The following is a 13,066-nucleotide window of genomic DNA, read 5'->3' on the forward strand; positions in this document are numbered from 1 at the left end:
GGCAGGGCCGCCGTCACGGGGGTGCGGCGGCCCTGCCGGGCCGGGCCGCTCGACGGTTCCGCCGTCATGGGGCCCGCGACCGTCCCGGCCCAACGAGGTGTCGGCCGGCAACCCGCCATGAATGCTTCCTAGCCGGATTTGGCCCGCTTCAGCGCGGAGGCCCGGCGTGCGCGCCGCGCTTGCCACCACACCCATAGATCGTGCGCTTTCCTGAGCATGGTCATGGCAATCAACAGGGCGAGGGCGGAGAGGAATCGACCGCCAGGGCTGCCTCGACCGGTCATTGCCGACCTCCTGGAAAAGAAAACCCGACAGAAGTGAGCCCGCACACTCAACGAGCGTGCGGCGAGCAGGTGACGAGCCGACGGGACGATTTTCGGTTGGCTGTTTTATTGAGCCAATCGGGTAGCTCGTTAGGGGGACGGTCTCTTGTGCCGCGGAGATGTTCTGGCCAGGATGCGCTGACGTCCGCCGCCGAAGCCCGGAGGGGCCTCGGCATGCGGCGAACCTCCCGGTGACCGGCCAGTGGGGCCGTGCCGCCCTCGCGTTATCTGCAGTGAGAGGCTCATGTCAGTCAACTCCAGCAAGGTGCCCTCCCTCGATCGGGGAATTGCGGTCATCGGAACGGCCTGCCGCCTGCCCGGCGGAATCACCGACCTCGACAGTCTGTGGGTGGCGCTGTCGGCCGGCGCGGACCAGGTTTCGGAGGTTCCCGAGAACCGGTTCGAGGTGGCGCGGTTCGTCGATGCGGCCATGCCGCGGCCGGGAAAGAGTTACACGAAAGCCGGTGGGTTCCTGGGAGACGTCAGCGGCTTCGACGCCGCCTACTTCGGCATTTCGCCGAAGGAAGCGGCACAGATGGACCCCCAGCACCGGCTGCTGCTGGAGTTGGCCGTCGAAGCCTGCGACGACGCCGGCGTGGCCCCCGCCACCCTGGCGGGCACCGACACGGCCGTGTACGTGGGCGTGTCGGACCAGTCCTACGGCGCGCTGCAGATGATGACGCCGGAGAACGTCAACGCGTACACCATGTCGGGGGCCGCGTCGTCGATCGCCGCCAACCGCCTCTCGCACTTCTTCGACCTGCACGGCCCCAGCATGATCGTCGATACCGCCTGCTCGTCGTCGCTGGTCGCCCTGGCGGAGGCGTGCCGCACGCTGCGGGACGGCACCAGCCGCGCCGCCCTGGTCGGCGGCGTCAACCTGCTGCTCAGCCCGCAGAATTTCGTGGGCTTCTCCCAGGCGTCGATGCTCTCGCCCAGCGGGCGGTGCCGCTCCTTCTCGGCGGACGCCGACGGCTATGTCAGGGCCGAGGGCGGGGGCGTGATCCTGCTCAAGCGGCTGGCCGAGGCCCTCGCCGACGGGGACCGGGTGGACGCGGTGATCGTGGACTGCGCCACCAACAGCGACGGGCGCACACCAGGCCTGGCCCTGCCTCGTATGGAGTCCCAGCGCGCCCTGCTGGAGGACGTCTACCACCGTGCCGGGCTGACCGCGGACGATCTCGCCTACCTTGAGGCGCACGGCACCGGTACGCCGGTGGGGGACCCCACCGAGGCCGAGGCGATCGGGCAGGCGCTGGGTGTGCACCGCACCGCGGGGGCGTTGCCCATCGGGTCGGTGAAGACCAACGTGGGCCACCTGGAACCGGCTTCCGGCATCGCCGGCCTGCTCAAGGCCCTGCTGGTGCTCCGGCACGGCGTCATCCCGCCGTCGCTGCACGCCTCGTCGCCCAACCCGCGTATCGACTTCGACCGGTTGCGGCTGCGGCTGGTGGACCGTACCTGCCCGGTGGGCATCGGCGAACGGTCGGTGGTCGGCGTCAATTCCTTCGGCTTCGGTGGCGCCAACGCCCACGCCATCCTGGCACCTGGCCCCGCGCGAGCCGCGCAGAACAGCGCGCCGCCGGCTCCGGGGCCGCTTCCCGTGGTGGTCTCGGCACGCTCCGCCGCCGCGCTCGACGAAGCACTGCGGCGAGCGGCGCGGCAGCTGTCGACCGCTGACGCCGGCACGTTCTACGACCTGGCCTGGACCATGAGCAACCGGCGCGGCCGGCACCCCCTGCGGGCGGCGGTGCTGGCCGCCTCCGCTCAGCAGGCGGCAGCCTCGCTGGCACGACTGGTCGAAGAGCCGGGGGCGGAAAGCACCGAGGACCAAGGGGCGCACCCTGCCGGGCCGCGGGCGCAGCGGGCCGAGGCGGTGCGCGACGGACGCCCGGTGTTCGTCTTCTCCGGCAATGGAGCGCAGTGGGCGGGCATGGGGGCCGACCTGCTCCGCGACGACGCGGAGTTCCGTCGCGCGTTCGCCGCGGCGGACGCTGCGCTACAGGAGGAACTGGGCTGGTCCGTACTGCGCGAGCTGCGGCGGCCCGTCGGCCAGTGGCGCTTGGCGCGGACCGAGGTGGCCCAGCCGCTGATGTTCGCACTCCAGATCGCTCTGACGGCGATGCTGCGCCACCAGGGCGTCGAACCGTCCGCCGTACTCGGGCACAGCGTCGGCGAAATCGCGGCGGCACACGTGGCAGGCGCCCTGTCCCTGCCGGACGCGGCGCGGGTGATCGCCGCACGCGGCCGGGCCCAGGCCGCCACCGCGGGCACGGGCCGTATGGCAGCCCTCACCCTGTCCCGCCGGCAAGCCGAAGAGCTGCTGGAGCACTACCCGCAGGTGGAGCTCGCCTGTGTGAACACCGCGCGCGACGTGACGGTGGCCGGCCCGGCCGACGCCGTGCGGGCGCTGGTCGAGCACTGCGCCGGCCGGAACGTGGGCTGCTTCCTGCTCGACCTGGACTACGCCTTCCACAGCCGCGCCATGGAACCCGTCCGCGATCAGCTGCTCGCCGACTTGGCAGGGGTGCAGCCGCAGGACGGCACCGTACCGATGATCTCCGCGGTGACCGGGCAGCCGGTGGCGGGCCGCGAACTCGGCGCCGCCTACTGGTGGCGCAACGTGCGTGACACCGTCCAGTTCGAGCCCGCGGTGACCGGCCTGCTCAAGACGGGCTACGACGTGTTCGTCGACGTCGGGCCCCACCCGGTCGTACGGCCTTACGTACGCCGTATGACGACCGCTTCGCCCACTCCGGTGGCCGTCGTGCCGACGCTCTGCCGCGGCGGTGACGGCCCGCGGCAGATGCGAGCCGCCACTGCCTGTCTGATCGCCGCCGGGGCCCGTATCGACTGGAGCGCCCACTTTCCCGGCCCCGGGCACGTCGTCCGGCTGCCCGCCTACCCGTGGCAGCGCGAACGGCACTGGAACGGCGAGCACTACACATGGTCGGGCGACATCGGCGAGTACGATCACCCGCTGCTGGGCGTGCGCACGGTTCACTGCGAGCCGACCTGGAGCGGCCCGGTGGAACCTTCCCTCGTCCCGTGGCTGGCGGACCACCGCGTCGCCGGCGCGGTCATCCTGCCCGCCTCCGGCTACGTGGAGATGGCCCTGGCGGCCGGACGCCGGGTCCTCGACGCCGCTTGCGAGGTCGAGAACCTGGAGTTGACCAGGCCCATCGTCGTTCCCTGGGACGACCCCGGCCAGGTGCGCCTGGAGCTGACCTGGTCCCCCGAGGACGGCGTGGTCGGCATCGCTTCCGGGGACGGCCGGGCCGGGCGGGCGCGCCGGCACGCGCGCGGCCGGGTACGGCAGTTGTTCGGCCACCCGTGCACCGGCCTCGACGTGGCAGCCGCGCAGTCCCGCTGCCCGCACCGGATCTCTGCCGAGCAGCATTACGCCGCCATGTCCGCCGTGGGCATCGACTACGGTCCCACCTTCCGGGTCCTGCAAGACCTCCAGGCAGGAGACGGCGAAGTCCTCGCCCGCTACCGCCTGTCGGCCGACGCGGCAGCCTACGAGGTCCACCCTTCGCTGTTCGACGGGGCCCTGCAGGCCGGCCTGCCCCTGATCCAGCAGGCGGTGGGCCACGAACGTGACGCCTACCTTCCCGTCGGGTTCGCCGCCGTGCGCGTATGGCGTGCGCTCGCTCCCGAGGGGCTGGTCCACGTGCGCCTGCGCAGCCGTACCGCCACCGAGCTGTGCTGGGACATCGTCGTCACCGGCCCGGACGGCACGGTGCACGCGCAATTGGAAGGGTGCCGGCTGCGCCGCTTCGACGGCATGCGCTCCGTCCCGCTGAGCTATCAGCGCACGGTGATGCGCGCCGCCCCGCACGAGGGCCACGCCGTCGCTCCCAGCCCGCTGCCGTCCACCGCCGACCTTCTGGCCGGCGTACAGCACCGCCGTACCCCGCCGCTCGTGTCCGGCGACCACGCCACGGTCTCCAGCCGGGAGCTGAAGCAGGTCTTCGCACGCGGAGCGGCGGAGGTCTTCGCGGCACTCGTGCCGGACCCGGCCGCTGCCTTCACCGTCGACGACCTGGTGGCCGGCGGCATGCTGGAGCGGCACCGCAAGCAGGCCCGGCTACTGCTGGGTCTGCTGGAGCGCCAGAATCTCGTCGCCTGCATGGACGGCGAGCGATACCGGCTGTCCGGCCCCGATGCCTGCCCCGCAACGTTCCCGCACCCGCTGAGCGCCGGCAGCACGGTGGGGCCCGCCGTCACTCTCCTGGACAACCTGTGCTCGCGGCACGGCCCCGAGCTGCTGCGAGGCGGAACCGAGTTCCTGGAAAAGCTCTTCGACGACGGCGTCTCGACCGCCTTCGAGCAGCTCTACGACATCGAATCCCCCCTGCGCCACTACAACCGGATCCTGCGCGCCGTGGTGTCGCAGCTGGCCGGCCTGTGGCCTGCCGACCGGCCGCTGCGCGTCCTGGAGTGCGGAGCGGGCACCGGTGGCGTGACGGCAGCCGTACTGCCGGTGCTGCCACCCGACCGTACGCAATACGTCTTCACCGATGTCTCACCGCAGTTCCTCACGCCGGCGCAGAAGCGTTTCGCGCGCTACGACTTCGTCGAATACCGCACCTTCGACCTCGACCAGGACAGCGCGGACCAGGGGTTGGCCGAGGGGAGCTTCGACCTCGTCATCGCGGGCAACGCGCTGCACACCGCCACCGAGGTCGCTCCGGCGCTGCGACGGGTGGAGCGCCTGCTGGGTCCCGGAGGACGGCTGATCGCGCTCGAATCACACGATCCGGAGTTGCTGGCCCCGCTGTTCGGATACCTGGGCAGCTTCTGGAACGTCACCGACCGCGAGCTGCGCGGCGGCTCTCCTCTGCTGTCCGCCGAGGCGTGGATGCGGTTGCTGCCCTCGTGCGGATTCACCGACGCCATGCCGGCCGGGGCCACTGCCGACGCCCCGGACGAGGGTTTCTCCGTCTTCCTCGCCACCGCCACCTCCGCGCCGGCCGCCGCGCCGGCCGTACCGGCAACCGACCCCCACACCGCCTGGATCGTGGTCGCCGAGGACACCGGGCCAGGCGCTCTCAGCGCGGCGGTGGCCGATGCGCTGACCACCGCCGGCGCGCCCTCAGTCCAGCAGTGGTCTGCCGCGGACCTGGACTGCGACGGCCGGCCGTGGCTGCCCGCAACACACACGCGACTGGCCGTCGTGCTGGTTCTGGACACCCCGGAGCCCCAGACCCCGGCGGACACCGGCACCCCGCACGCCCTTCACCTCACCACCCGTCGCGCGGGCATCCTGCGCACCCTCGTCGGCGCGCTGGACGCGTTGCCTCTCGACCGCGGGCGCACCCTGTGGCTCGTCACCGGGCCCAGCGGCGCGCTGCCCGCCCCCGAGCAGCCCGCGTACCCCGTGGACGCGGCCGCCTGGGGCATCGCGCGGACGGTGAGCAACGAGTACCCCGACCTGGTGGTCAAACGGCTGTCCCTCCAGCGCGGCACCGACGTCACCGCCGACGGGCGGCGGGTCGCCCGGGAACTGCTGACCGCGACCGACGAAACCGAACTGGCCCTGACCTCCGGCGGCCGTTTCGTACCGCGCCTGACCGAACTGCCCTCGCCCACCGGCACGTGCCCCGGCGACGACGTCCGCGCCTACACGCTCGACGCGCGCAATCCGGGCTTGTCCTACGACCTGGTCTGGCAAGAGACCGCACCCCCGCACGCGGGGCCGGGGCAGGTGGCCATCGCCGTCGCGGCGGCCGCCCTCAACTACCGCGACCTCATGCAGGTCACCGGCCTGCTGCCCGCCGAAGCCGAAGAGATCACCGGCGGACGGGCCGGACTCGGCCTGGAGTGCGCGGGTGTCGTCACCGCGGTCGGGGACGGGGTCGCCTCGCTGCGCGTGGGCGACCGTGTCCTCGCCCTCGCCCCCGACGCGCTGAGCACCCACACCGTCACCTCCGAGCACGCGGTGGGCCGCATCCCGGACACGATGTCCTTCACCGACGCCGCCACCCTCCCGGTGGCCTTCCTCACCGTCCACTACGGCTTCCGGCAGCTGGCCCGGCTGGCCGCGGGGGAAACCGTGCTGGTCCACGGCGGGGCGGGGGGAGTGGGCCTGGCCGCCTTGCAGTACGCGCGACGCTGCGGGGCACGGGTCATCGCCACCGCGGGAACGGTGGCCAAGCGCGACCTGCTGCGCCGGCTCGGCGCCGAACACGTCCTGGACTCCCGCAGCCTGGCCTTCGCTGACGACATCCTGCGGCTGACCGACGGACGCGGCGTGGACGTCGTCCTCAACTCGCTCGCCGGTGAGGCGGCTGCCCGCAGCCTCGAACTGCTCACCCACGGCGGGCGCTTCATCGAACTCGGCAAGCGCGACATCTACGAAAACCGCCCCCTGCTGCTGCGCCCGTTCCGCAAGAACATCGCCTTCTACGCGGTCGATCTCATCGGTCTCCTCCAGGACCCCCGGCTGGCCGTGGCACAGTTCGCCGAGGTCACCGAACTCGTACAGCAAGGCATCTACCGGCCCTTGCTGCACAGCGACTACCCGGCCGCCCGCGTCGGCGAGGCGTTCAGAACGCTGCAGCACTCCCGCCATGTCGGCAAGATCATCGTGACCTTCGAGCCCCAGGACGGATCACCCCGCGTCGAGCCGCGGGACAGCACGCCCGCCCTCGACGCCACAGCCACCTACCTGGTGACCGGCGGCCTCTCCGGCTTCGGCGCGCTCACCGCCCGCCACCTGGCCGAGCGCGGCGCCCGCCACCTGGCCCTGGTCGGACGGCGGGGAGCCGGCACCCCCGAAGCCGCATCCCTGCTCACCGACCTCGCCTCGCGCGGCGTGCAGGCCACGGTCCACCGCGCCGACGCCGGCGATACCCGGGCCATGGAACGGATCGTGACCCAGGCCGCCGCCTCCGGGCACCCGCTGCGCGGAGTCGTCCACTCGGCCATGCACCTGGAGGACGGCTCCCTGGCCGAGCTGACCGACCAGCAGTGGCACACCGTCCTGACACCCAAGATGGCCGGTGCGGCAGTGCTGCACGACCTCACCCGCCACCTGGACCTGGACTTCTTCCTGCTGTACTCCTCGGTCACCGCCATGCTGGGCAACATCCGGCAGGCGAACTACGTGGCCGGCAACCTCTACCTCGAAGCCCTCGTACGCCGACGGCGCGCCATGGGACTTCCGGCGACCGCGCTGGCCTGGGGCGCACTGAGCGAAACCGGCTACGTCGCCCGCAACGACCTGACCGGCGTCATGCGCCGTGTGGGCTTCGAACCGGTCAGCTCCCGGCAGGCCCTGCACGCCGTCGACGCGGTCCTGACGCACGACACGGACGTGCTGGGGGTCGGCTGCTACAACTGGGCACCGCTGACCCGCGTCCTGCCCGCCAGCATCTGCCCCCGTATCATCGCACTTCTGCCGGTTCTCTCCGACGACGCCGGGCACAGCAAGGAAGAGCTGGCGCGCACGCTGGCCCGCATGCCCATGGAGGAGGCCCGCGCGCTGATCGCCGACATCGTCGCGGGCCTGTTCGCCGACGTGCTGCACATGTCGCCGGAACAGATCGACCATCACCGGCGGCTGGACGAGTACGGCATGGACTCGCTGATGGGCACCGAGCTGCTCGTCACCGTCCGACAGCAGTTCGACCTCGACCTGCCCCCGATGGAACTGCTCAGGTCCGAGGGCACCATCGCGGACTTCGCCCGCATCGTGCACACCCGGCTGGGCCTGGCCCGCTCCACCGACGGCCGGCCAACCGCCGGCCGGTGACGGCCCGCCGGGGTCCCACGCGTTTCCTTCCGCCTGGTCGATCGTTTGGTCCGATACGACGTGCTCAGCACCCGGAGCGGTTCCGCTGCGGCTGCCCGACGGGCGCCCCGGGCCCGATTCGTCATCTGCGAAGAGATGAAGGACCACACGTGCAACACACCGTGAAAAAGAGTGTGCTGATCGCCGCCACGGCGACCGGCATCCTGGCCGGCGTGGCAGCGAGTGCCCACGCCGACTCCGGAGGCGCGGGGCGTACCGCGAACTCCCCAGGCGTGGCTACGGGCAGCCTTGTCCAGGCCCCCGTCGACGTACCGGTCAACCTGTGCGGGGACACCGTGGACGTCGTCGGCGTCCTCAACCCCGCCTTCGGCAACCAGTGCGTCAACTCCGGCGGACACCACCAAACGCCCGCACCACAGCCCTCCGAACCCCAACAGCACCCCGACCCCCAACAGCCGTCCGAGCCCGGGCACCAGCCTCCCGCGCCCGGGCAACCGGCTGGGCACAAGCCGCCCGGACACGAGCCACCGAGCCACGCCCGGCAGTCGGCGCCGGCCGAGCGGGCGGCGGATTCCCCGCGCTCGCACCACCAGCCGCCCACCAGGGCCCAGGCCCCTGAGCACCGGATCCCTCCCGAGGTCGCCGGCGCAGTGGACACCCGCGCACGGCCTGCCGCGCACGACCCCCGCCGGCCGTCCGCTGCCTCGCCGGCGGGCGGCAAGGGCCGGGAGGTCACGCAGGCCCCTCGGACGCCGACGCTCGCGGACACGGGCAGCAGCCACCTGGATGTCGCAGCCGGGGCCAGCGCGGCTCTGCTCCTCGCCGGCGCCGTACTCATGAGGCGCAGCCGGACCTCGCGCTCCTGACGCCCTGCCGCCCGGCGGTTCCCGGCCACGGGCCGGGGGCCGCCGGCAGGGACGTCGGCCGCAGCGAGCCGCGACCGCTGCGGGCGCGAGCGGCGCGACGGGACCGTCCTGTCCCCGTTTCCCGGGGTGCTGGAGTGGACCTTGCCGTGGGGCATGGACGACGGCAACGGCCTGGTGCGGCTGACCGTCTTCAGTGAGTACGTCCCGGAGCGTACGGAGACCTGGGCCCGCGTGGTCGCCGCCGCGGCGCGCGGCTTCATGGGGCCGGGGACCGGGCGCGTGACGCTGCCCCGGTTCACGGCCTGGGGCGGCGAGCAGCTGACGCGGGGGATTGCCGAGGCGCTGCTGAGCATGGGCGGGTGAAGGGGGCGGGCGGCCGGTACTCGCGCCCGGCACCCCTCCACCCTCCGCCGCGCTCCGGACATACCCCGTTCGGCCGCATCTCGGCGCCGCCGCGTGCACCGGGCGGACGCGTGGGTACCGGTCAACCGGCAGCGTCGTCCTAGGAGGGCACCATGGCATTCAACCCGCTCCCGGAAGAGGGCAAACCCGGCGGCATGGCGGACCGGGTCGGCTCGGCGGCCGGAGGAGACCGCGGGCCGGGCGGTGCGGAACGCGGAGACGGGCAGGCAGGCGGGTACGCGCAGGGGGAGGAGGTTCCCTTGCGGGGCTACGCGGTGCTGGCCGGGACGTACGCGGGGGCCACGGCCCTGTTCGCCCTGCGCGTGCGCAGGTCCGGGCGTACGCTGCCCTCCCGCGTGCCGCCGTGGGACCTGCTGCTCCTGGGCGCGGCGACGTACAAGGCGTCGCGGCTGCTGGCGAAGGACAAGATCACCAGCCTGGTGCGGGCCCCCTTCACCCGGCGCACGGGGACCATCAGCGCCAGTGAGGTGATGGACGAGCCGCGCGGCCACGGCCTGCGCCGTGCCACCGGCGAACTGCTCGCCTGCCCCTTCTGCCTCGCCGCCTGGGCCGCCACCTCGCTCGTCTGCGGGTACGTCGTCGCCCCTCGCGCCACACGGTTGGTCGCCGGCGGGCTCGGCGCCGTCACGATCTCCGACTGGCTGCAGTACGCCTGGAGCTTCACCCAGGAGCGGGCCGAGGGCTGAGCGCGGGCGTCCGGCGAGGCGCCGGGGCGTCAGAAGGACGGGGGCTCAAGGGCGTACGTCGTGCCGCACGCGCCGCAGGCGAACCGGCCGTTGAGCCCGTCGTTCGCGCTCTGGCATTCGGGGCACGTCGCCGAGGTGAAGTACGTGAGCTGTTCGCCCGTGCCTGCGCTGTCCTCCGCCGTGGCGGAAGGCTGTTCTGTCATCCGGATGCTCCGCGGTTGCACGACCATCTGCCGTCGGGCCCTTGGACGACCTGGGCGCCGCACCGGTTGCTCCACATGATGCCCTCCCCCGGCTCACTGAAGTGCGCGACTCCCCCTACGGGGAGAATGCGCCTACAAAAACATCACAAAACCCCCTTGGGATGGTTACGTGAGCACCCCGGAACGGGGGAGCGTACGCCATGTCCGCCGGTGGGAAGTCGGCGGACAGCCGGCCGGGCCCTTCGATGTTCGCCGGGGTGACGGCGGCTGCGGCAACTGGGCTAACCCTTACGCCGGGAGCTGGCACACCGCGCTTCTATTGCGGTCGCATCAGGCGCAGGTCCTCGCCCCAGGCGTCCAGCACCGCGCCGTGCCCGGTCTGCCGGACCACTGCCTCGACCCGGGCGAAGAGGCGGCGCTGTGCGGATACGTCGCCCGTCCCCGTGATGCGGTCCGCGGCGTCGAGCAGCGTCGCGGTGTCCCAGCCGGGCAGCGGGAATCGGGCGAGCTCCCATTCCAGGTACTTGTTGTAGGGGCGGGGGCGACGGTCCAGTGCGAAGAGCAGATCCAGCAGGAACCGGATGCTGTCGGCGGCGTCGAGCTGGGCCGCGAGCGTGTGCCCGTCGCGGTCGTTCTTGACCGAGCGGTAAAGGGAGTTGGCGTAGGCGTCGAGCGATTCGCCCGCCTCCCGGAAGGCTTCGTCGACGTCGAGCCGTGCCTTTGCGGCCAGGATCTGGGCGATGGCCCCGTCGAGCCGGTCGAGCACGATCCGGGCGCGGGCGAGGGCGTAGCGCTCGAAGCCCGGCATTCCGGCGGCACGGAACGCGTCGAGGGAGAGTACGACGAGGTCGAGTTCCGGGGTGCGATGGCCCGTGAACCGGGTGAGGTCGGTTGCCGCGTCATCGGCGAGAACGACGTACAGGTCGTGGTCGGAGTGCTTGGTGGTCATCCCCTCGTGAGCCCGGGAGCCCTTGAGGACAAGGCCGACGACAGATGGATCAGCGGCGGCGAGTTCGACGAACGCCTCGTAGGTGATGGGGTTCTGAGCAGTCATTCGTGATCTCCGGGATCGTCAGGACGGGCATACCGATCAGGCGACCCCGACTCACCAGGGTCGCTCCCGCACCATCTGCGGCGGCGTTTGGCCGCCGCCCGGAAAATCAACGCACGTGCGGACCCTACTCCCCAGCCCGCCCGCCGTACCGCGGCCCGCTGTTCCTCACCGACCGCAGAGCTGAGGAGATCTTCGAGGAGAACACCCGGCTGCCGGCCAATCCGCTCGCCCCGGCCCGCTGCCAGCTCGCCCTGCGCGCGTGGTCGTGGACCGGCCCGGCTCGTCGACAGCCGGCTGGATTTGTTCAGGTGTGCGTATGGGCAGATTGTGAGGCGGGGCTCGTGATGCGAGCTCTGTTGTACATGCCCGTAGTGAATTTTTTGACTGGAGTGTTCCGTGTCGTTGCAGAGTCAGCCGTTGGTTCCGTTGGTCCCGCACGCCGATCCGGCGGAGGAGGCGAGACGGCTTCACACGCGGGGCAGTCTGGTGCCGGTGAGACTTCCGGGGGACGTGGCGGCGTGGGCGGCGGTGGATCACCGCACCGCCCAATCGGTGCTCGGCCACCCCGATCTGACCAAGGACGCCGCGTACTGGCCCGACCTGGTGTCCGGCCGGGTTCCCGACCACTGGGAGCTGATCGCCGTGATACGCGGGGCCGGGATGCTGCACGCCGGCGGTGACGACCACCGCCGCCTGCGGAAGCTGGTGAGCGGCGCGTTCACCCGGGCCCCCATCGCGGCGCTGGAAGGCCGTATCGCCGAGATCGTCGACGAGTTGCTGGACGACCTGGCAGCCGCGGACCCGGAGGAGCCGGTCGATCTGCGTGAACGATTCGCCTACCGGCTTCCGGTGCGGGTCATCTGCGAGGTGCTGGGCGTACCGGACACCGCGGTGGCCGGGCTGCGCGGGGCCTTCGAGCGCCTGGTCACGCCGCAGGAGGACGGGGAATCGGACATCCGCGACGCGCAGGCGGCGATCCACGGCTCCCTGACCGAGCTGCTCGCCACCAAGCGCCGGGCGCCGGGCGACGACCTGACCAGCGCCCTGATCCAGGCACGGGACGACGGCGACCGGCTCAGCGAGCAGGAACTGGTCGAGACGCTGTTCCTCGTACTGATCGCCGGGCACGAGACCACGATCAATCTGATCGCCAACGCCGTGTACGCGGTGCTGCAGAACCCGGACACGCTGGCGGTCGTCCGTGAGGCCGCCCGCGACGCCGGGAACACGGGCTCGGGGGAGCCGGACGACGACGTGTGGACCGCGGTGGTCGACGAGACGCTGCGGTTCTCCTCGCCCGTGCGGCACGCCCTGATGAGGTACGCGGTCAAGGACACCGACATCGCCGGCGTCCGGGTGGCCAAGGGCGATCCCGTCCTCGCCTGCCTGTACGCCGCGGGCCGGGACCCGGAGCGGCACCCGGACCCCGAGACCTTCGACGTGGCCAGGCCGACGCGCCGTGACCACCTGGCGTACGGCCACGGCGCGCACTACTGCCTGGGTGCGCGGCTGGCGCGCCTGGAGGCCCGGATCGCGCTGCGGGCGCTGTTCGCCCGCTACCCGGACCTGGAACTGGCCGGTGTTCCCGAGCGGCTGGCTTCCCTCTCCGTACAGGGTGTCGGTGCCCTGCCGGTCCGCCTGGGCTGACGGCGGCGGGGCCCGGGAGGGGACCCCCGCCCCCCGCCCCGCCCCCCCCCCCCCCCGGCAAACCCCGACCCCCCCCCCCCCCCCCCCCCGGCGGGGGGCCCCCCG

General features: G+C 72.3%; 7 protein-coding genes. 5 read left to right on the forward strand and 2 right to left on the reverse strand.

Annotated features, from left to right (window positions below; translation table 11 throughout):
- Positions 1–567 precede the first annotated feature (567 nt).
- The 4 genes from ACH4K4_RS26220 (at position 568) to ACH4K4_RS26235 (ending at position 10,057) form a co-directional block, all read left to right on the forward strand.
- On the forward strand, positions 568–8,082 hold the full coding sequence (locus ACH4K4_RS26220; RefSeq protein WP_398170521.1) for an SDR family NAD(P)-dependent oxidoreductase: 7,515 nt from the start codon (positions 568–570) through the stop codon (positions 8,080–8,082).
- 149 nt (positions 8,083–8,231) lie between these two features.
- Positions 8,232–8,948 carry a chaplin family protein gene (locus tag ACH4K4_RS26225; RefSeq protein WP_398170523.1) on the forward strand — a complete coding sequence of 239 codons (717 nt, stop codon included), beginning with the start codon at positions 8,232–8,234 and terminating at the stop codon, positions 8,946–8,948.
- Between the two features lie 141 nt (positions 8,949–9,089).
- Positions 9,090–9,311: a hypothetical protein gene (locus ACH4K4_RS26230; protein ID WP_398170524.1), complete on the forward strand. Its 222-nt coding sequence runs from the start codon at positions 9,090–9,092 to the stop codon at positions 9,309–9,311.
- Between the two features lie 152 nt (positions 9,312–9,463).
- A complete protein-coding gene (locus ACH4K4_RS26235) occupies positions 9,464–10,057 on the forward strand; it encodes a DUF1360 domain-containing protein (protein ID WP_398170526.1) in 594 nt (197 codons plus the stop codon).
- Positions 10,058–10,086: 29 nt separating this feature from the next.
- Here ACH4K4_RS26235 and ACH4K4_RS26240 read toward each other — a convergent pair whose 3' ends face one another.
- On the reverse strand, positions 10,087–10,260 hold the full coding sequence (locus ACH4K4_RS26240; protein WP_398170528.1) for a hypothetical protein: 174 nt from the start codon (positions 10,258–10,260) through the stop codon (positions 10,087–10,089).
- Between the two features lie 316 nt (positions 10,261–10,576).
- Entirely contained in the window at positions 10,577–11,314 is a 738-nt protein-coding gene (locus ACH4K4_RS26245) for a hypothetical protein (protein WP_398170529.1), read from the reverse strand.
- Positions 11,315–11,806: 492 nt separating this feature from the next.
- Between ACH4K4_RS26245 and ACH4K4_RS26250 the strand changes: the two genes are divergently transcribed.
- Complete coding sequence (locus ACH4K4_RS26250; protein ID WP_398170530.1) at positions 11,807–12,961, forward strand: cytochrome P450; 1,155 nt, start codon at positions 11,807–11,809, stop codon at positions 12,959–12,961.
- Positions 12,962–13,066: the final 105 nt, after the last annotated feature.

Source organism: Streptomyces sp. NPDC017529 (genome assembly GCF_044329785.1).
In the GTDB taxonomy this organism is placed as follows: domain Bacteria; phylum Actinomycetota; class Actinomycetes; order Streptomycetales; family Streptomycetaceae; genus Streptomyces.

Bases quoted from the DNA above. Each gene is read 5' to 3' on its own strand.
- ACH4K4_RS26245 (WP_398170529.1), bottom strand. From the start codon at position 11,314: ATGACTGCTCAGAACCCCATCACCTACGAGGCGTTCGTCGAACTCGCC.
- ACH4K4_RS26220 (WP_398170521.1), top strand. From the start codon at position 568: ATGTCAGTCAACTCCAGCAAGGTGCCCTCCCTCGATCGGGGAATTGCG.
- ACH4K4_RS26240 (WP_398170528.1), bottom strand. From the start codon at position 10,260: ATGACAGAACAGCCTTCCGCCACGGCGGAGGACAGCGCAGGCACGGGC.
- ACH4K4_RS26235 (WP_398170526.1), top strand. From the start codon at position 9,464: ATGGCATTCAACCCGCTCCCGGAAGAGGGCAAACCCGGCGGCATGGCG.